The organism is Mycolicibacterium stellerae, from assembly GCF_003719305.1.
Lineage (GTDB): Bacteria > Actinomycetota > Actinomycetes > Mycobacteriales > Mycobacteriaceae > Mycobacterium > Mycobacterium stellerae.
In genome coordinates this window covers 1-17,971 of record NZ_RARC01000034.1, presented here as the reverse complement: position 1 = coordinate 17,971, position 17,971 = coordinate 1, and the positions used below count along the sequence as shown (strand labels likewise).

Sequence of the window (17,971 nt, the reverse complement as noted above, 5' to 3'; positions counted from 1 at the left end):
CTAGAACGAATCCGCCTCCGGTGGAATCGCTTTGAGCCATCCCGGGAGTCAGTGCGTGGTGTGCGAAAGATTTTGATAGTGCGGGCCGCGGGGGTCGTTGTAGCTTTGCGTTGTTCAGGATTTTCGACCAACGCTGTTCGGGGTTGGTCTTTGGGATGTCAGGTGGGTGCAGCATTACCAAGTTACTGTTTGTCCAAGGGTCACCACGCAAAACCGACTCGGGATCGATTCACGTCGCCCAGACCTATCTGGATGCCCTGACGGCAATGAATCCGGACCTTGAGGTCGACGTCCTCGAGTTGTGGGACGCTGATCTGCCGGCATTCGACGGTGACAAGGCTGCCGCGAAGATGAACGTCATCGCCGGCGAGGGCCTTGCTGGAGTTCAGCGCAGCGCTTGGGACGAAATCACCGAGATCGCAAGCCGTTTCATTGCCGCTGACCGCTATCTCATTGCCTCACCCATGTGGAATGCGGGCATCCCCTACCGGCTCAAGCAGTACATCGACCTGATTCATCAACCAGGTCTGCTGTGGTCGCTGGATCCCGAGACCGGCTATCACGGACTGTTGGAGAACAAGCACGCGACGTTGGCTCTGACGGCTGGGGTGTATTTCCCGGGAGTGAAGACGCCCGAGTTCGGCGTCGACCATCAGTCGACGTACCTACGTGTGTGGCTCAATCAGGCCGGAGTGACCGACATCGACGAACTGAGGTTTCAGCCGTCGTTGCTGACCCCCGACCCCGCTCAGAGCCTCGACGAAGCCGTCAAGAAGGCCGTCGAGTTAGCCCAGGTCCACGGTCGGCTCTAACTCGTCGCAGTGCCGCAATTCGGCGTAGGCGGTGACCAGTGCGCCGAGGGTGAAACCTCGGTTGAGACCACTGGGATTGGGCAACACCCACACCGCGGCGTCTGCGATGCCGAACGACTGTCGCCCCCAGGTGAGGTCATCGCGCGCTGACATCACTCGCACGGCTCGCTTTCCGAGAAAGGCTATCGCCTTGGGGGCGAAGCGCCGAACCGTGGCTTCGAAATCCGGCGCAGCAGAGAGAATCTCGGCGTCTGTGATGGCGACGGCTCGTGAGGTCGGCCGAGTGACGACGGCAGTGATGCCGTACCCATAGGTCAGCAGTCGACGTTCTTGATCGGGCTGCAGTCGAACATCGGTGAATCCCGCCAAGTGCAGCACCGACCAGAAGCGATTACTGGGATGGGAAAAATTGTGGCCGTCCCTGGCGGCGGTGGCTGCCGGGTTGATTCCGCAGAACACCACATTCAGGCCGGTGGTCAGTATGTCCGGTGAATATCCCCCCATGGATTCGGCGTTGGTCGCGGTCATCGACCACCGTCAGAGGAGAGATGATTCGTCGTCATCGTCTCGATCATGACGGCCTTGAACACACGCAGATAGTCCGCGGCCTGCGCGGCCGACGCGTCCGTCAGCCGCTGACCAGCACATGGGAGCATCGATCGTAGGGTGATGGTGACGGCGATCTGATGCTTGTCGACCCCCAACCGATCGAGCAGGTCGACGATCTGGGTCATCTGCTCGTGTGTGAGCGGCGTATGGCTGGCCAGGTCGGAGTGGACATCGTCAAGGGTGCTCACGTCCACCTCACCAGTTGCGCGTCCGTGCGCATCACCTCACGCGCGCTCCAGCCGGGCATCGGTGAGCGCCAGGGGGCCGTCGGTGTCGTAGAAGGCTCGGTTCGCGTCGATGGACTGCTCGATCGTCGCCGGCGCCGACCCGCCGATCGTCTCGACGAGATCGTTGAACCCCGAGAAGACCCCATCTCGAATGTCGCGGGCCACGTTGGCGTGATGCTGGACCAGCCAGTCGGGAATCCCCGCGGTCGTCAGTGCGGCGACCATCTCGGCGATCTCGACGGATTCGTAGCGCACGGGAAAGCCCAGAGTGTCTTGGGCTTTCGACGCGATCTGATGCCAGTCGAGTTCTTCGGCGCCGAACAGGTCATAACGTTGGCGGTCGTGCGCGTCGGGATCCTGCAGGACCGCGACGGCGACGCGCGCGGCATCGAGAGTGTTGATGGGGGCGAAACTGGCATCGCCAACGGGCAGACGGAGCAGACCCTCGTCGGCCGCGGCGCGGATCCAGAAGTTCTCCAGCCAGTGCATGAAGATGGTGGCGCGAAGGTGAGTGGTGACCATCGGCGTGCGGTCGAACAACCGCTCGACGAGCCAGTGCTGCAACCCGACACCGGTCATTTCTGATCTGATGCCGCGCTGCGACATCTCCACCACGGCGTGCACGCCGCTGCTGGCCGCTGCGTCGGCGAACTTGGCGGCGGCTTCGACGTACCCCGGTGCTGGGGGAAAGTTGAAGTAGGCGGCGTAGACACCCTCGGTGGCCTCGCGGATCTGTGTGTAGTTGAACATGTCCACTTCGACCACCTCGGCACCCAGGTCGCGTAGCCGTTGCGCACGCTCGTCTTGGCCGCGGGCCAGGGCGCGAACCCGCTTGCCTCGTTCGCGCAGCAGCGCGACGGCCTGACTACCGGATTGTCCGGTCGCCCCGGTGACGAGGAACAGTTCATTGCCCGACTGGTTGTCGTGGGACATGGGAGCCTTTCGCTAGATGCTGGAAGCGCTGTGAGCGGTTCGGAGTGTGGATGTCGGGGGCGGCATGCCCCCGGAGGGTCACCAGGTGTCGAGATGCAGTACGTCGTCGAGGGGTTGGCGTGTGCCGGGTTTGAAGGTCTCACCGGTGTAGTAGGCCGTGGGTATCAACGACGCGTGGTACACGTTGTCGGGATAGCCGATGACAGAACGGATCTCGGGCTCGACGGAGGTCGACAGAGAGGTCCAGGCCGTGCCGAGCCCGCGGGTGCGGGCAGCCAGCATGAAACTCCACGCTGCCGGCATGATCGATCCCCAGGTGTCGGCTTGGTTGGACGGCGTGATCTGGCCGTCGCCTTCGACCTCGATGCAGGGCAGCACCAGGACGGGCACCTCGGCGAGGTGCTCGGCCAGATAGGCGCCGCTGTCGGCGGCCCGGCTCTGTTGGGGAGCCCGGGTGGGATCGTCGGCGAAACGCACCCCCACCGCATACGGAGTGGAGGCAAGCCAATCCCATTGGCGTTTGTAGATTTCGGCGATTCTGCGTTTCTGCCCGGGGTCGGCGATCACGATGAAGCTCCAGTGTTGACGATTCGCCGACGTCGGGGCCTGCAAGGCGATGGTCAGGCATTCCCGCACCAGCTCCAGGGGAACGTCTCTGGACAGGTCGAGCCGTTTGCGCACCGACCGAGTGGTGGTCAACAGCGTATCCGTCGTCATGTCGACGACGGGATGGGTGGTCATCGGTGGCGGCCGATCGTGGAGGCCGGGGCGGCGGCGAAACGGGTGGCGTTGATTTCCCGCAAGAGAGCATCCGATCTGAGCGTGTGGCGGAAACCCGTGATGGGCGCGACAAGAGCATCGGTGACGTTATGAGCTACCCACGCCGCAGCGCTGTCAAGATCTTTAGACGTTCACTCCCAGGCCGCGGAATCGGATGCGCGTGGTCCCGCGCCCGTCCTCACTGATGTGAATTGCGCTCAACCACAGACCTTTCGGAGACCGTGCGAGCGATCTGGCGGGCGGTGACACGTCGGGGCCGTGGGTCGCTAAAGATTTCGATAGTGCCCGGTCTGGACTTGCATTAACTTGACGACAGCAGAGGCAATCGACGTAACTCACGGCACGCCTGACTGCGGTCATCACAACGTCGACATGTCGAATACACCCGAATGCGTCGGTATTCGCGGCGACGAAGCCGTTGGTGCCACCGGTTCGGTACGAGCGACGGTCCCCATGGCACGGCGACCGTCGACACCGATGACGCCACCCGTCGGCCCCTGCGCACGACCCGTCTGACGTCCACCACCCACCCGAAGGGAACACCCACCATGCTGTTCGAGCACACAGTCGACATGGAGATCGACGGCGAGCGCACCGCACTGGTCCTGGCCGACATCCAGAACGACTTCCTCACCGAAGGTGGCAAGTACTACGTCCTCATCGAGGATCTCCTGAAACGCAACAACGTCAGCGCGAATCTGGAGACGCTGTTGCAAACCGCCAAGGACAACAACTTTCCGGTCTTCATGTCCCCGCACTACTTCTTCCCGCACGATCACCACGGCTACACCAGTCTCGGTCCCATGGAAGATCTGGCGCTCAACGGGGGAATCGTCGCACGGCAAAGTGCGCTCAACTTCGAAGGCGTTCAAGGCTCGGGTGCCGACGTGCCCGACCGCTTCCGCAAGTACATGGAGGACAGCGCCACCACCATCACCTCGCGCCACGTCAGCTACGCCCCCACCAACGATCTGGTGTTGTTGCTGCGCCGGCGTGGCATCGAGAAGGTCATCATGGCCGGGCCCGTGGCAAATCTGTGCCTGGAAGATCACATGCGCAACCTCATCCAGAATGGGTTCGAAGTCGTCATGGTGCGCGACGCCGTCGCCGCCGCAGTCAACGAAGAGGGAGCCGGCTACGACGCCGCGATGATCAACTGGCGGTTCATGGCCAACGCCGTATGGACCACCGACGAAGTGGTGCGCCGCGCCAAAGCCGCAGCCGCAACCTAAGACCCGCACCAGTGCGCGACGTGTGTCACCACGACGACCCCGGCCCGCGCCCTCCCACGGGTGACCGGGTTCCTCAGACGACGTTCGACGTCCTGGCTTTCACCACCCCACGGAAGCTCACGCAGCTTCCCCAATCTCACTTGGAGTTCTCATGAGCAAAGGCACCATCCTCGTCGTCGGCTCCAATGCCACTCAACTCGAGGCCAAGACCGGCGGCACGATCACGATCGGCCAATTCCTCAATGAAACCGCAGTGCCCCTGATGGCCCTGGTGGCAGCCGGGTACGACTTCGTACTCGCCACCCCCACCGGTGAAAAGCCGCACGTGGACAAGGATTCCGACGCGCTGCTGTACTTCGCCAACGACAATGCCGCGCGCACCAGTGCCCGGGACTTCTTCAACGACAACCCGGCGATGAACGACATCCGGACGATCCGCTCGGTGATCGACACCGGATTGGATCGCTTCGTCGGCCTGTTCTTCCCCGGCGGTCACGCCCCGGTCGTGGACGTCATGCAAGACCCCGACACCCGGGAGGTCCTCCGCCACTTCCACACCCACGACAAGCCGACCGCGGCGATCTGCCACGGGCCGATGGGCATCCTCGCCGAGATGGACAATGCCCGCGACTTCCGCGCCGCCCTGATCGCCGGCGACCCCGCCAAGGCCCGCGAACTGGCCAAGGGCTGGCAATACGCGGGATACCGCATGACCGTGTTCTCACGCAGCGAGGAGGAGTTCGCCGAAGACAACGTCTTCAAGGCCAAGCTCTACTTCAACATGCCCGATGCACTGGAAGCTGCCGGCGGCACCGTCGTCACGACCGATGAGAACTTCACTCCGTACGTGGTGACCGACCGCGAACTGATCACCGCCCAAAACCCGATGTCCGACCACGAACTCGCCCGCACCTTTCTCGCAGCGCTGGACAAGTCGGCCTGACCCCATGACCGACGTCGACCGCACCCAAGACGACGCCAACAAGAAGGTCGTCACCGCCTTCTACGTGCAGGCGCATTTCGACGGCGACGTGGACGGCGCGATCGCGCGCCATGTCGGCGCCACCTACACCCAGCACACCCCTGCTGCCGAAGACGGCGTCGAGGGCCTGCGGGCCTACATCAACGGGTTTCTGGCAAGCTTTCCCCACGCCAAGGGTGAGATTCGCCGCGTCATCGCCGACGGCGACATCGTGGCCGTCCACGCCCACTGGACCGGGCTAAGCGGACCGCACGGCGACGTCACCGTCGACATCTTCCGAGTCCACGACGGCAAGCTCGTCGAGCATTGGGATGTCGCCGCCCCAATCCCCGCCGAGTCGAAGAACGGCAACACGATGTTCTGAGGTAGAGACCACCACACGGGAGTCAGCTCACCTGTCGCACGTGACCGGCTGGCTGGCGCCCTAAAAATTTCGACAGCGCCGCGCCGGGCGGCGTTTCTATCGTCGGGGAGCCGCCTGCACACCGGCTCGTCGTGCGGTGCGCACGTGTCGAACGATCATCGCTGCTCGACCGCGATCCGCGCGGCGAGAACACTTCTGAAAGGACACCGAACGTGGCCCCTGAACATGACCAAAGCTCCTCCCGCGCCGAAGGTTCGGCAGTGTTCCCACCCGGCGTCGAATCGTCGTCCTATCCCGCAGAAGCCATGACCTTCTACGACTTCGGTCAGCGCGGCGTGGACGGGGTCACTAAGATCGAAGCTGCCGACGCCTACGGCGAGATGACCTACGGAAGACACGGCACCTTTCTGAAGTTCACTCCCGGGTTCGTCAGCCCCCTCCACAGCCACAGCGCCGACTACGCTGCCGTGGTCATCAAGGGACAGATGGCCAACTACAAGCCAGGCGAGACGCCGATTCCACTGGGGCCGGGTGGCTTCTGGTACCAAAAGGGCAAGCAAGCCCACACCACAGCGTGCGTCTCCGAGACCGAAGGTCTGATCTTCCTCATCCAGGGCGAAGGCTTCGACGCCCAGATACCCCCGGTCGTCGACTAAGCCCCACGACACTCGTTGGCGTGAGTCACGCACTGCCACCTCCCCATCGGTCGTCGGTGGGCCCGTGCTGCGCGATTACCACAACGTGGGCGTAGCGGGCAGCGCTCCCTCCAGAACCAAGAGGTGCTGTTTGCGTTCGAGGCCGCCGGCGTACCCGACCAACTTCCCGTCAGCGCCGATCACCCGGTGACACGGCACCACGATCGACACCGGATTGTGGGCGTTGAGGGCACCCACTTCTCGAGCGGTGATACCCATCGAGCGCGCCAATTCGCCGTAGCTGGCGGTGGTGCCGTACGGCAGTGCGCACAGAGCGGCCCGCATGCGTTCGGCTCGCTGCGACGGCGCGGGCGCCAACGGCAGCTCAAAAGTGTGCCGCTGCCCTGAGAGGTACTCGTGCAGCTGCTCGACGACTTCTGCGAAATCGCGTGTCGTGCTGCGCTCGCCGAACACCGCCGGCTTCGGCTTCGTCCAATGTCCTGGAAAGTACACCCCCGCCAGTCCGTCGTCGTCTCGGACGACGGTGAGCGTGCCGACGTCGGTGTCGACGAACGCGTGGCGAGTGGAGCTGGTGGCTGGGGCAAACATGGTGTCTCCTACAGAAATCCAATCAGTGGGGCCGGGCGGCTGCCACGGGCGTCGAACAGTCGGCTGTCGTGGTCCTCGGGCAGTCGTCGTGGTCGACGCAACGTCGCCCGATGCAGGGGTGGTTCCTCAGTCGAGGAAGCCTGCAAGGTCGCGCAGCAGAGCGGCTTTGGGTCGGGCGCCGACGATCGTCTTCACCAGTTCGCCGCCGGAGAAGACGGCCATCGTGGGAATCGACGTCACGTGGTAGTCGGCGGCGATGTCGGGATAGTCGTCCACGTTGAGCTTGGTCACGGTGAGCTTACCGGCGTTCTCGCGGCCGATCTCGTCCAGGACCGGTGACACCATCCGGCACGGGGCGCACCATTCAGCCCAAAAGTCGACCAGCACTGGTCCGTTGGCTTCCAGAACGTCACTGGCGAACGTGTCGTAGCTGACTGTCTTGGTGGTCGTGTTCATCTGTCGTCTCTTTCGTGAAAAGGGTCCCGCCGAGCGGCGATTGGCATGTGTCTGTTGGCGCGTCATGTGGATCATCGTGTTCTGCACCTGATTTCATCTCTGTGTCGTGTGCTGCTGGTGGGTGTCCCTGGATGTCGGTCGTTACGGCGGCCGTGGGTGTGGTGCAGGGAAGACGACGGTCCGCCCGGCCGCTCCAGATGAGGTGCGTGCAGGCGCCGCGACGCCACGGGTCCTCATCGGCGGTGCACCCCCGAGGAGCGACGGAACTGCGACGGTGTCTGTCCGTAGGTCTGTTTGAAGGCGGCGCTGAAGTGGCTGTGGCTGGAGAATCCTAGGTCGATGGCAAGGTCGGTGACGTCGTCGTACTCGCCCAGTCGCTGCAGCGCCTGGGCCAAGCGCAGTTGCAGCTGATAGCGGTACATCGGGATTCCTTCGACGCGCTGAAAGACTTGGGTGAGGTACACCGGTGAGACGCCGACTTCTGTGGCGACGTCGGACAACGTCCACCGCCGCCCGAGGTCTCCACCGACGACGACCTTGGCTGCGTCGACGATCTTGCGGCTTCGTGCGGTGATGCGGCGATCATCGAGTGCGTGCCCGCGCACGGCAGCACGGACGAGCGCCATGGTGACGGTCTCGGCTTCCAGGACACCGCTGATCGCTCCGCGGTCGAGTCGGTGCCGGACGTTGGCGGCCATGGCCTGAGTGCGGGTGTCGACGCGCAGATCCGAACGATTCAGGGCGGCAACGTCACCGGGCGCGAGCAGCTCGCCGGGAACCAGCTCGACCAGCACCTCCGGACTCAGCCCGATCGACAGTGACGAGTCACCACCAGCCACCGGGTGGCTCATGCGCCATACCTGGTCTTGGTTGAGGAAGAGCACCCGACTGGAGTCGGCGACCGCCTCGTCGTGGCCCAGGTGATGGACGTAGAGCCCGTCGTAGGGAAACACGATGTGCGTCTTGTCGGTGGTCTCCTCGGCGCTCTTGGTGTGCAATCCGGGGCACAACACGTCCCAGACGGCCACCATGTCGGAGACCAGCAGGGCGTTCGACTTGAAGTCCACCATGCCCATGTCGAACCTCCGAGGCGAGGAATTTATGCCGCCATTCTGACATTTCGTATGACAGACATCATGCGACTGATAGGTTACTCATCATGCGAAATGTTTCACAGAAGCGCGCTACGCTCAAGGAACAGTCCCGTGACCGGGTCTTGGATGCAGCCGCCCGCCGTATCCGTCAGGGCGGGCTCAACGGCACCGCAATCTCCTCGGTCATGGCCGATGCCGGCCTCACCCACGGCGCGTTCTACGCGCACTTCGATTCCAAGGACGACCTCGACGTCGCCGCGTTCGGCCACGCCGTGGAGGCATGGCGTGACGAGTTCGTCCCCCTGCGACGCAAGGGCCGCTGGGACCGCAGGCTGACCTCCATCGCCAAGCGGTATCTCACCGGCGATCACCGCGACGACGTCGCCAACGGCTGCGGATTCCCCGCCCTGGTGTCAGAAGCCACCCACGCCACCCCGGCGTTCCGCGGCGCCTTCGCCGACGAGTTGCGCCGCTCGGTGGACGTCATCTGCGGCGAGGACGCCGACGACCCGAGCCACCGCAGCGACGCGCTGGCACTCATGGCGATCTGCGTTGGCGGTCTGGCGCTCTCCCGCGCAGTGGGCGACGACGACCTCTCGGAGCAGATCCTGCATGCGGCCCGGCGGGCGGCCTCTCAACTCGCCGACGCCACCACGGCGTCGGCGCAACCGTGAACCGGGACCCACAGCCGTGGCGCCGGGCGCCGTCACCTCCGGGCGCAGGCGCACGGGTGGTGCTGCGGCCGTTCACATTTCGAGGCGATCACTACCTGTCGGGAGCTAAAGATTCTGACAGTGCAGCGATGGAGCGTGCCGTAGCGTCCTGGTCGACACGCAAGGGAGACAGTCGATGAGCACGCACACGGCGAGCAGCACGGGAACGGTCCGCAACGGCAGCGTCGACACACCGTCGGGTCGCATCAGCTACACCGAGTCAGGGTTCGGGCCGGTGCTGCTGTTCATCCACGGAGTGGTGGTCAACAAACACCTGTGGCGCCACCAACTGGAGCACTTCTCCGACATCCGCAGGTGCATCGCCATCGACCTTCTGGCCCACGGGGACACCGAGATCGACGCCCACCAGGACGTCTCGGTCACCGCGAACGCGGCAATGATCACCGAAGTCCTCGACGCCCTCGGCGTCGACCGGGTCGACATCGTCGGCAACGACAGCGGCGGAGGCATCTGCCAGATCTTCGCCGCACTCAACCCGCACCGCATCCGCACGCTCACCCTGACCGACTGCGACACCAGCGACAACTGGCCACCGGCGGCATTCCAGCCGTTCGTCGACATGGCCCTCGCCGGAGGGTTGACCGACACCCTGAGCGCCATGCTCGCCGACACGTCGGTCTACCGCTCCCCGGATGCGCTGGGACCGGCGTACCAAGACCCGACCAGCGTGACCGACGCCGACATCGACACCTATCTAGCACCCTTCCTGCGGTCCGAGCAGCGGACCCGCGATCTGCAACGCTTCCTGGCCGCCTTCGACAACCACCACACGCTGGCCATCGAGACTGAGCTGCGCGCACTGGATGCACCCACGCTGATCGTGTGGGGCACCGACGACGTCTACTTCCCCATCCGCTGGGCGCACTGGCTGGCCACCACCATCCCCGGCGCCGCAGCACCCGTGGAAGTCCCCGGCGGGCGACTGTTCTTCCCCGAAGAACTTCCCCAGGCGCTCAACGAACCCCTACGCGCACACCTGCTCGCCAACGACGAACCATCCACGCCGACACCATAATTCGCTGCACGAACGCGTCCAGGGCCCGCACGACGGCCTGCAGTCGCGCAACGCCACCCACGACAAGGAGAACACCAATGCCCTCATTCGCCGACAAGGCCGCACGCTTCGCCGAACTGCACATCGCCGGGAACCCGGTACTGCTGTACAACGCGTGGGACGCCGGCAGCGCAAAGGCGATCGTCGCCGCCGGCGCGGCGGCGATCGCGACGAGCAGCTGGTCGGTGGCCGAAGCCCAAGGCTTCCACGACGGCGAAGAGCTTCCGCTCGACGTCGCCGAACAGATCATCAGTCGCATCGCCGCCGCAGTCGACGTGCCGGTCACCGCGGACTTCGAGGGCGGCTACAGCGACGACGACAGCCAACTCGCCGACAACGCCGCCCACCTGTTCAACCAAGGCGTGATCGGCATCAACTTCGAAGACCGGGTGGTCAAGGGAGCCGGACTCTACGACCTCGACCGGCAAGCCGACCGGATCGCCGCCATCCGCAGGGCCGCCGGACAGGCCAACCTCGAGGTGTTCATCAACGCCCGCACCGACCTGTTTCTCGGGCAGGGCCGCGATCCAGAGCAGACCGTGGACGAAGCCGTCGAACGCGCCAAGGCCTACGCCGCAGCCGGCGCCTCCGGGTTCTTCATCCCCGGCCTGCAGGAGGAGGACCTGATCGGCCGGATCTGCCGCGAACAGAGCCTGCCCGTCAACGTCATGGTCATGGACACCACGCCCACCCCCAGCCGACTGGCCGAGCTCGGCGTCGCACGGATCAGCTGGGGACCCCAGTCCTACCTCAACACCATGGCAGCACTGCAACGCGACGCCGGCGAGGCCATCTCGACACACCCGGTGACCCCGTGAGCGAGCGTCCCGCACAGGATCCGCGCCAGCCCCGCACGTGGTTCATCCCCGAAGCCGACAGCGGCATCGCGCTGGCGTTGAGCGCCACCGCCCTGAACCGCGGTGACAACGTCGCCGCGCTGGCACTTGACACCACACCCTTGCAGCACCTGGTCGACGCTCACGGGTCGCGGGTTCGAGTCATCGTCGCCGACGTTCGTGATCAAGCCCAGCTGGACGGCGCCGTCACCGAGACGATCACCGCGTTCGGGCGCATCGACATCGTGGCCAACACCACCTTCCACGATACCGTGGGCGCCGTGGAGGAAGTCGACCCCGCCGACGCCAAGACGGTGATCGACCTGAACGTCCTGGGAGTGCTCAACGTGCTGCGCGCCGTCCTCCCGGTGCTGCGGGCCCAACGATCAGGACACGTCCTTCAGACCTCCCCGTCCTACGACGAGATCGGCGGGCCCGGCGCGGGATTGCTCAGCGCCAGCGTGTTCGCCGTCGACGGCCTCACCGACTCACTGGCACAGGAACTACGGCCACTGGGCATCCAAGTCACCCTGATCGACACCCCACCCACGGCTGCACGGGCCACGTCCCGCCCGATACGCCGACACATCGCCGACTACGACCCAACGCTGCGGGACGCTCCCGACGCGTCGCGGCAATGGTCGGTCTCGGCGCTGACCAACACCGACGTGGCCGTGGCAGCCATCCTGGGCGTCGCCGACATCGAAGATTCCCCTCTGCGTCTGATCACCGCACACCCGCCAGCCGAGTCACGCGAGGACCGCCTCACCCGCACCCTGGTGGCATGCCCGGCGCTGCTGATGGCCCACCACAGCGACAACTGACCACCACCGAGTCAGCCCCGCCCCGCCCGGCTGACTGATCGACCGAGAAACATCGGAGGAAAGGACGACGCCCATGGCGGTCATGGAATTGCGTGCAGAATGCGAACGCTGCAGACAGCCGTTGCCCAACGGGTCACCCGACGCCCGGATCTGCACCTTCGAATGCACGTTTTGCGCCGACTGCACTGACGGCGACCTCAACGGCGTGTGCCCAAATTGCGCTGGCGACTTGGTGTTACGCCCCACCCGGCCCGCGGCGATGCTGGACAAATACCCCGCCGCCGCACCGTCGTCGGGCTAAAGACCATCCCGCAGCCCGCGGGGCGCGGGCTGCGGGATGAACACACACCGTGCGCTCAGGCGGTGACGGCGGCATCCGCGGCGTCGAACGGCAGGTAGTCGACGTAGCCGTGGGCCTGCAGCGGCGTGTAGAACGTGTCGCGGTCATAGGGGCTCAGTGGCAGACCCCTCGCGATGCGGTCGGGCAAGTCGGGGTTGGACACGAAGTGCCGGGCGAACGCGATCAGATCGGCGCCGTTGCCGGCCGAGATCGCCGCCGCTGCGGTGTCGGGCTCGAATCCACCGGCGGCGATCATCGTCCCGGTGAACGACTTTCGCAATTCCTGCGAGGCCACCGCACCGGCGTCCGCGTCGACCAGCGTGAAGCCACTAACCCGGGGTTCGATGACATGCAGGTAGGCAAGCCCGACACCGTCGAGTGCGGCCACCACATGTGCGAACAAGGCATGCGGGTCGCTGTCGTGAATGTCGTTGAAGGTGCTGCTGGGGGAGATGCGCACGGCGACTCGATCAGCTCCCCGCACCGCCGACACGGCGTCGACGACCTCCATCAACAGCCGGATCCGATTGTCGAGCGAACCCCCGTAGCGGTCGGTGCGCCGGTTGCTGCCGTCCTGAAGGAACTGGTCGAGCAGGAAGCCGTAGGCCGCGTGCAGCTCCACGCCGTCGAATCCGGCCGCGGCGGCGTTACGCGCCGCCAGACCGAACTCCTCGACCACAGCTGGTATTTCGTCCAACTCCAGTGCGCGGTGCGGCGACACCGGCGCGTAGCCCTGCTCGGTGGACACGGTGTTGGCCGGGTTGGCCCAAAAGGAGGGATCCAACGACGGACCCACCGGGGTCTGAAAACTCGTCGTCACATGGGAGCGCCGGCCGGTGTGCCAGAGCTGCGCGTAGATCACCCCGCCCTTGGCGTGCACGGCATCGGTGATCCGTTTCCATCCCGCCACTTGGTCGTCGTTCCACAGCCCCGGTGATCCATAGCCGCCGTGGCCGAGCCGCGACACCGCGATGGCCTCACTGATGATCAGACCCCCATCCGAGGCCCGTTGACCGTAGTACTCGAGCGGCAAGTCGCCGGGCACCGCGCTGGGCTGCTCGGCGCGCTGCCGTGTCATCGGGGCCATCACCACGCGATGGCCGAGAGTCAACGGTCCCAATTGCATTGGAGTGAACAGTGTCGAAGGGGAATCTGACGTCACCACTGCGAAGAATCCTCACCATGTCGGGGCTTACAGCCGATGTGTCGAGCTATGTCGAATCATCCGGTCCGCCCCCACGGACCCGTGATCCCCGACGACGCTACGGAGACCACCAGCTCACGCACTATCGAAATCTTAGGAACCCCGTCGATGTTCACCCCCGTCGTCGCCACGATGAGGATGATTTGGCGGGCAACCCATTTCGCCATTCTCGACACCGCACCCCTTCATCCATCTGCGCTAAAGATTTCGACAGCACCGTCGCCCACTACTGCCGTAACGTCCCGACTCGACGGGGGGGTCGGCCGTCGCGATCCGGCCGCAACGCCGACCAACGCCACCATCAGGCGCAGGCCACGTGGAGATCCGAACCGCACACCCATGACAGCGCGACACGACGGCATACGAGGTGGCGTGAAACACTCAAACCGGTTGTCTCACAACGGCCTCGAACGCTCACCAGCGTCAGCGCTCACCCGCAGCGGCTGTCGGGGCGCGGAGATGACGTGAGCGAACTGGACGACGACGCCACCCGCGCCGACCAACCCCGTTCTCACGCTGCACATCCGGCCGATGCGCCCAGCCCTACCACTCGACTGGCCGTCTCGGTGTTCGCAGGATATCTGGCATTCGGCGCAACGCTGCAGCTCCTCCCGCCGTGGATCGCACAACGCTTCCACGGCGGCCCGCTGGCCGTCGGAGTCGCCGTCGGCATTGCCTTCGGCGCCGCCGCGGTCTGCCGCCCACTGGCCGGACGCGCCGGCGACGCCGGCCACGCCCGCACCACCGTGGCGGGGGCAGGAATCCTCATCACCGTCGGAGCGCTCGGGCAATGGCTCGCCCCCGCACTCGGCATCGTCATGGTGGCGCGCCTGCTCATGGGGATTGGCGAAGCCGCCCTCTTCAACGGCGCACTGCCCTGGGTCCTGGCCGAGGTCCCCGCCGAGCGTCGCGGTCGGGTCGCCGGCTGGTTCGGATTGTCGATGTGGTCGGGGCTTGCCTTGGGCCCCTTGGTGACCGTCGTGACCACACAGCTCGCCGGACTAGCGGCGTCGTGGGTGGCCGTCGCCGCCCTCGGGATCCTCTCAGCGCTGGTCGCGTCAACTACCAGCCGTCAGAACCTCGATCACGTCGCGCCTGCTCCCCGTATCACCTCGTGGCGCGACGTCCTACCGCGTGGATCGGGGCTACCCGGACTGATCTTCGGGGCGGCCGCCTACGGCTACGGCACCATCTCGGCGCTGCTGGTGCTCTACCTCAACCACTCGATGTCTGCGGGTTCGTCGATCGGACTCACCGTCTTCGCCGCAGCGTTCCTGTTCGTGAGACTGGCAGGCAGCCCCGTGGCCGACCGGCTGCGCCGCAAGATACTGGCCATCGTCAACCTCATCGTCGAGGCCAGCGGACTGCTCGTCGTGGCCACCGCCCACACGCTCACCGCAGCGCTGATCGGCACGGCACTCACCGGCGCCGGCGTGGGACTGATGTTCCCGGCGATCGTGGCGCTGACCTTGAACCGGGTCAAGGGCGAGCGAGCCGGAGCCGCCGTCGGCGCGGCCAGCTCCCTCTGGGACGTCGGCATCATGATCGCCGGACCGCTCGGGGGTGCACTCACCCACCTCGGATATCCCGCGGCCTTCACCGCCGCCGCGACAATCGCGTGCGCCGCAGCCCTCCTCGCCGCCACCCTGGCAGACCCCGCGACCCCACGGGCGCCCCGAGAGTCCCGGCCGTGAGCAGCCCAGGCGCCGCTGAATCCCCCGACTGGATCAGAGCCGAACCCCACCACATCACACCAAGGAGCGCAACGTGAACCCAAAGACGACCACGGTCGCAGTCTTCGGCGCCACCGGCTACACGGGCCGGTTCGTCGTCACCGAGTTGCTGAACCGCGGAATCACACCCATCGCCATCGCGCGGGACCCGGTCGCCCTGCAGGACGCTGACTTCGGCGGCGCCGAGGTGATCCGACGCCATGCCACGGTCGACGACCCCGCATCCCTGGACAAAGCGCTCACCGGGGCCGGAGTGGTCATCAACTGCGCCGGCCCATTCGTCGACACCGCTCACCCCGTGGTGTCGGCGGCACTGCGCGCCACCTGCCACTATCTCGACGTCTGCGCCGAACAGGCCACGACCACCAGGACTCTGAACACCTTCCACAAGGCAGCTCGCCTGGCCGGAGTCGCCGTCGTACCGTCCATGGCGTTCTACGGCGGTCTGGCCGACCTGATGGCCACCGCCGCCATGGCCGGACACGACACCGCCGAATCCATCGACATCATGATCGGTCTGGACAGCTGGCACCCCACCCGCGGAACGCGAACCACCATCGACCGCAAAGCGCTAGGAAACTTGGCCATCACCGACGGTCAACAACAACCCGTGGCATCGCCCCCGGCGCGACGAACATGGGATTTCGGCAGCCCGCTTCACACCCACGACGTCGTCGAATTGCCCTTCACCGAAACCGTGCTCATCGCGCGACACGTCACCACCCAAGAACTACACAACTACGTCAGCGCCATCGCCGTCCGCGAAGTGCTCGACCCCACGACACCACCCCCGAACTCCGACGCGCCGAATGGCCCATCGCCGCAACACTTCACGATCGAGGTGATCGTCCGACGCGACGACAACGAACGCCGCGCCGTGATGCGCGGCCACGACATCTACGCCATCTCCGCCCCACTGTTGGGCGAAGCCGCCCAACGCCTGCTCGACGGAGACTTCACCCAGCCCGGGGCACACGCACCGGCGGAAGTGTTCGACGCCGACGCCATCCTGACAGCCCTCGCACAAGGGCACGCTTCGTTCAAAGTCACCTCGGATACGTAGCGAAGACCGCACCCTAGGTCGCGTACTACCTCGACTGAACGCCGCCAAGCACACCTGCCAAACCCAATTTTCGGCAACGACATACTGAAAGGCAATCAATGTCTGAAACCTCCGACACCATCGTCACCTACGCCAAAGACCTGCACTGGCAACCCGTCGGCCCGCTCGACGAAAGCGGCAAGGGAATCTTCGTGTCACGGATGTACGGCGACCTCGAAACCACCGGGCCCACTACGTTTCTCATGAAATACTCCGCCGGCGTCACCGCCCCACCACACATCCACACACACGACTACTACGCCGTCGTCGTGTCCGGACGATTTCAACACTTCCTCCACGACCAGAACGAATACGAAGTGCTCACACCCGGAAGCACCTGGTTCCAAAAAGGCAACGCCGTCCACGGTGACGCCTGCGTAGGCGACGACGACTGCATCCTCAGCATCTTCTGGCCACACGGATTCGACGTCACCTTCGTCGAGACAGCCAGTGCCTGACTTCGCCATCAACACACAGTGGCACGCTGCGTTCAACTGACAGCCGAGTCGGGGGTTCGCCGGCGAACTCGAGATGACGCTTCGCAGCGCGGAGTGGACCTGGGTACGGCGTAGGCACTGCCGCAGCTCATCTCTGCGGGTCCGGGACATCAGCTGCGCAGCGGCACCACCAAGCTGACCGAGGTCGGTAGATCATGGGCTACCGCGGCGACGCCTCGCCGGGGGCGGGCAGGACGGTGGTGGTAGCGGGCGGTGTGAGTGAGTTGTCGGCGATGACGGTGATGGCGAAAGTGCCGAGCAGTAGTACTCCGAGGGCTTGGGTGAGGAGTGCGAGGACCAGGAATCGGAATTTGGCGGTGTTGCCGGCTCGGAGGGTGCGAACGGCGTTGATGTTGAGCTTGGCTGTTTCGTTCCGGGCGTCGATGAGGTGGTAGCCCCATAGTTCGGCACTGAGCATGCGGGTCATGTCGGTGGTGCTGGCGATCCGGAATTTGCTTGCGGTGGCGCCGGCGAGGATGCCGAAGATGACTGCGGCGAGCAGACACATTAGAGCGCCGCCCAGGAGCCACACCTTCCAGGCTGCGAGGCCGACGGTGTAGTGATCACCTCTGATCACCGCGATGACGGCCAGGGAGATGGTGACCAGGGCTGTGGCGCTGGTGATGGACGCCGCGGAGCGGGCGTTGATGGTGTCACGGCGGGTGTATTCGCGGTCGAGTTCTTTGCCGATGAATTCGACCCATTCGCGACCCTGGTCGGGGTCGGTCGGATCATCCGCTGAAGGCGGCTGGGGGTCAGTCACTACGGTCGCCGTGGACGACGGTTCGCACGACGTCGAGTGCGGCCGTCCTCAGCGATGCAGGGTCTTCGCTGCGGGTGCTCAGCTCGGTTTCCCACACGATGGGTGTGGGTGGGGGCCGGCCCGGTGGCGGTGCTGGGGGTGCATCCGACGG

22 protein-coding genes are annotated in these 17,971 nt (G+C 65.3%); 13 read left to right on the top strand and 9 right to left on the bottom strand.

From position 1 onward, the window contains the following. Nucleotides 1-155: 155 nt before the first annotated feature. A complete protein-coding gene (locus D6M19_RS28525; RefSeq protein ID WP_206428665.1) occupies nt 156-812 on the top strand; it encodes an FMN-dependent NADH-azoreductase in 657 nt (218 codons plus the stop codon). On the opposite strand, the gene mug is transcribed toward D6M19_RS28525, so the two are convergent. From mug to D6M19_RS28505, 4 genes are all read right to left on the bottom strand, one after another. Beyond that, nucleotides 786-1,340, bottom strand: coding sequence for a G/U mismatch-specific DNA glycosylase (gene mug, locus D6M19_RS28520; RefSeq protein WP_123028651.1), 555 nt, complete (start codon nt 1,338-1,340; stop codon nt 786-788). The two genes, D6M19_RS28525 and mug, sit on opposite strands and share 27 nt — an antisense overlap. Beyond that, the gene (locus D6M19_RS28515; RefSeq protein WP_164478736.1) at nt 1,337-1,609 is read right to left on the bottom strand and encodes a hypothetical protein; all 273 of its coding nucleotides are present in this window, start codon (nt 1,607-1,609) and stop codon (nt 1,337-1,339) included. Before D6M19_RS28515 ends, mug begins: the two co-directional genes overlap by 4 nt. 36 nt (nt 1,610-1,645) lie before the next feature. Then, a complete protein-coding gene (locus D6M19_RS28510) occupies nt 1,646-2,581 on the bottom strand; it encodes an NmrA family NAD(P)-binding protein (RefSeq protein ID WP_123028649.1) in 936 nt (311 codons plus the stop codon). 78 nt (nt 2,582-2,659) lie between these two features. Further along, the gene (locus D6M19_RS28505; protein WP_123028648.1) at nt 2,660-3,322 is read right to left on the bottom strand and encodes a nitroreductase family protein; all 663 of its coding nucleotides are present in this window, start codon (nt 3,320-3,322) and stop codon (nt 2,660-2,662) included. A gap of 587 nt (nt 3,323-3,909) precedes the next feature. Here D6M19_RS28505 and D6M19_RS28500 point away from each other — a divergent pair. The 4 genes from D6M19_RS28500 to D6M19_RS28485 all read left to right on the top strand — a co-directional run bounded on the left by D6M19_RS28500 (nt 3,910) and on the right by D6M19_RS28485 (nt 6,595). Continuing rightward, nucleotides 3,910-4,593 (top strand): cysteine hydrolase family protein, encoded by a 684-nt coding sequence (locus D6M19_RS28500; protein WP_123028706.1) that lies wholly within the window; start codon nt 3,910-3,912, stop codon nt 4,591-4,593. A gap of 151 nt (nt 4,594-4,744) precedes the next feature. Beyond that, entirely contained in the window at nt 4,745-5,536 is a 792-nt protein-coding gene (locus D6M19_RS28495) for a type 1 glutamine amidotransferase domain-containing protein (RefSeq protein WP_123028647.1), read from the top strand. A gap of 4 nt (nt 5,537-5,540) precedes the next feature. Then, on the top strand, nt 5,541-5,939 hold the full coding sequence (locus D6M19_RS28490) for a nuclear transport factor 2 family protein (protein WP_123028646.1): 399 nt from the start codon (nt 5,541-5,543) through the stop codon (nt 5,937-5,939). Between the two features lie 260 nt (nt 5,940-6,199). After that, complete coding sequence (locus D6M19_RS28485; protein WP_164478735.1) at nt 6,200-6,595, top strand: DUF4437 domain-containing protein; 396 nt, start codon at nt 6,200-6,202, stop codon at nt 6,593-6,595. 75 nt (nt 6,596-6,670) lie between these two features. Here the strand turns inward: D6M19_RS28485 and D6M19_RS28480 are convergent, their stop codons facing one another. The 3 genes from D6M19_RS28480 to D6M19_RS28470 all read right to left on the bottom strand — a co-directional run bounded on the left by D6M19_RS28480 (nt 6,671) and on the right by D6M19_RS28470 (nt 8,715). Further along, nucleotides 6,671-7,183, bottom strand: coding sequence for a methylated-DNA--[protein]-cysteine S-methyltransferase (locus D6M19_RS28480; RefSeq protein ID WP_123028644.1), 513 nt, complete (start codon nt 7,181-7,183; stop codon nt 6,671-6,673). 126 nt (nt 7,184-7,309) lie between these two features. Next, nucleotides 7,310-7,639 carry a thioredoxin gene (trxA, locus tag D6M19_RS28475; RefSeq protein WP_123028643.1) on the bottom strand — a complete coding sequence of 110 codons (330 nt, stop codon included), beginning with the start codon at nt 7,637-7,639 and terminating at the stop codon, nt 7,310-7,312. A gap of 233 nt (nt 7,640-7,872) precedes the next feature. Next, entirely contained in the window at nt 7,873-8,715 is an 843-nt protein-coding gene (locus D6M19_RS28470; protein ID WP_206428664.1) for a helix-turn-helix transcriptional regulator, read from the bottom strand. Between the two features lie 83 nt (nt 8,716-8,798). Between D6M19_RS28470 and D6M19_RS28465 the strand changes: the two genes are divergently transcribed. From D6M19_RS28465 to D6M19_RS35345, 5 genes are all read left to right on the top strand, one after another. After that, a complete protein-coding gene (locus tag D6M19_RS28465; RefSeq protein ID WP_123028642.1) occupies nt 8,799-9,407 on the top strand; it encodes a TetR/AcrR family transcriptional regulator in 609 nt (202 codons plus the stop codon). Nucleotides 9,408-9,582: 175 nt separating this feature from the next. Further along, on the top strand, nt 9,583-10,482 hold the full coding sequence (locus tag D6M19_RS28460) for an alpha/beta fold hydrolase (RefSeq protein ID WP_123028641.1): 900 nt from the start codon (nt 9,583-9,585) through the stop codon (nt 10,480-10,482). Between the two features lie 77 nt (nt 10,483-10,559). Then, nucleotides 10,560-11,339 carry an isocitrate lyase/PEP mutase family protein gene (locus D6M19_RS28455; protein WP_123028640.1) on the top strand — a complete coding sequence of 260 codons (780 nt, stop codon included), beginning with the start codon at nt 10,560-10,562 and terminating at the stop codon, nt 11,337-11,339. After that, nucleotides 11,336-12,181 carry an SDR family NAD(P)-dependent oxidoreductase gene (locus tag D6M19_RS28450; RefSeq protein WP_164478734.1) on the top strand — a complete coding sequence of 282 codons (846 nt, stop codon included), beginning with the start codon at nt 11,336-11,338 and terminating at the stop codon, nt 12,179-12,181. The genes D6M19_RS28455 and D6M19_RS28450 overlap by 4 nt, the downstream gene beginning before the upstream one ends. Nucleotides 12,182-12,254: 73 nt before the next feature. Further along, entirely contained in the window at nt 12,255-12,482 is a 228-nt protein-coding gene (locus D6M19_RS35345) for a DUF1272 domain-containing protein (RefSeq protein WP_123028639.1), read from the top strand. Between the two features lie 55 nt (nt 12,483-12,537). On the opposite strand, the gene D6M19_RS28440 is transcribed toward D6M19_RS35345, so the two are convergent. After that, entirely contained in the window at nt 12,538-13,647 is a 1,110-nt protein-coding gene (locus D6M19_RS28440) for an alkene reductase (protein WP_123028638.1), read from the bottom strand. A 542-nt stretch (nt 13,648-14,189) separates the two neighbouring features. Between D6M19_RS28440 and D6M19_RS28435 the strand changes: the two genes are divergently transcribed. From D6M19_RS28435 to D6M19_RS28425, 3 genes are all read left to right on the top strand, one after another. Beyond that, nucleotides 14,190-15,419, top strand: coding sequence for an MFS transporter (locus tag D6M19_RS28435; RefSeq protein WP_164478733.1), 1,230 nt, complete (start codon nt 14,190-14,192; stop codon nt 15,417-15,419). Nucleotides 15,420-15,492: 73 nt separating this feature from the next. After that, the gene (locus D6M19_RS28430; RefSeq protein WP_123028636.1) at nt 15,493-16,521 is read left to right on the top strand and encodes a saccharopine dehydrogenase family protein; all 1,029 of its coding nucleotides are present in this window, start codon (nt 15,493-15,495) and stop codon (nt 16,519-16,521) included. Between the two features lie 98 nt (nt 16,522-16,619). Next, nucleotides 16,620-17,018 (top strand): DUF4437 domain-containing protein, encoded by a 399-nt coding sequence (locus D6M19_RS28425; RefSeq protein ID WP_123028635.1) that lies wholly within the window; start codon nt 16,620-16,622, stop codon nt 17,016-17,018. A gap of 199 nt (nt 17,019-17,217) precedes the next feature. Here D6M19_RS28425 and D6M19_RS28420 read toward each other — a convergent pair whose 3' ends face one another. Next, nucleotides 17,218-17,820 (bottom strand): hypothetical protein, encoded by a 603-nt coding sequence (locus D6M19_RS28420; protein ID WP_123028634.1) that lies wholly within the window; start codon nt 17,818-17,820, stop codon nt 17,218-17,220. Nucleotides 17,821-17,971 lie beyond the last annotated feature (151 nt).

Excerpts from the sequence above, each read along its gene's own strand:
- D6M19_RS28525 (WP_206428665.1), top strand. The coding sequence starts at position 156 with ATGTCAGGTGGGTGCAGCATTACCAAGTTACTGTTTGTCCAAGGGTCA.
- mug (WP_123028651.1), bottom strand. The coding sequence starts at position 1,340 with ATGACCGCGACCAACGCCGAATCCATGGGGGGATATTCACCGGACATA.
- D6M19_RS28510 (WP_123028649.1), bottom strand. The coding sequence starts at position 2,581 with ATGTCCCACGACAACCAGTCGGGCAATGAACTGTTCCTCGTCACCGGG.
- D6M19_RS28505 (WP_123028648.1), bottom strand. The coding sequence starts at position 3,322 with ATGACCACCCATCCCGTCGTCGACATGACGACGGATACGCTGTTGACC.
- D6M19_RS28500 (WP_123028706.1), top strand. The coding sequence starts at position 3,910 with ATGCTGTTCGAGCACACAGTCGACATGGAGATCGACGGCGAGCGCACC.
- D6M19_RS28495 (WP_123028647.1), top strand. The coding sequence starts at position 4,745 with ATGAGCAAAGGCACCATCCTCGTCGTCGGCTCCAATGCCACTCAACTC.
- D6M19_RS28490 (WP_123028646.1), top strand. The coding sequence starts at position 5,541 with ATGACCGACGTCGACCGCACCCAAGACGACGCCAACAAGAAGGTCGTC.
- D6M19_RS28480 (WP_123028644.1), bottom strand. The coding sequence starts at position 7,183 with ATGTTTGCCCCAGCCACCAGCTCCACTCGCCACGCGTTCGTCGACACC.
- trxA (WP_123028643.1), bottom strand. The coding sequence starts at position 7,639 with ATGAACACGACCACCAAGACAGTCAGCTACGACACGTTCGCCAGTGAC.
- D6M19_RS28470 (WP_206428664.1), bottom strand. The coding sequence starts at position 8,715 with ATGGGCATGGTGGACTTCAAGTCGAACGCCCTGCTGGTCTCCGACATG.
- D6M19_RS28465 (WP_123028642.1), top strand. The coding sequence starts at position 8,799 with ATGCGAAATGTTTCACAGAAGCGCGCTACGCTCAAGGAACAGTCCCGT.
- D6M19_RS28460 (WP_123028641.1), top strand. The coding sequence starts at position 9,583 with ATGAGCACGCACACGGCGAGCAGCACGGGAACGGTCCGCAACGGCAGC.
- D6M19_RS28455 (WP_123028640.1), top strand. The coding sequence starts at position 10,560 with ATGCCCTCATTCGCCGACAAGGCCGCACGCTTCGCCGAACTGCACATC.
- D6M19_RS35345 (WP_123028639.1), top strand. The coding sequence starts at position 12,255 with ATGGCGGTCATGGAATTGCGTGCAGAATGCGAACGCTGCAGACAGCCG.
- D6M19_RS28440 (WP_123028638.1), bottom strand. The coding sequence starts at position 13,647 with ATGCAATTGGGACCGTTGACTCTCGGCCATCGCGTGGTGATGGCCCCG.
- D6M19_RS28425 (WP_123028635.1), top strand. The coding sequence starts at position 16,620 with ATGTCTGAAACCTCCGACACCATCGTCACCTACGCCAAAGACCTGCAC.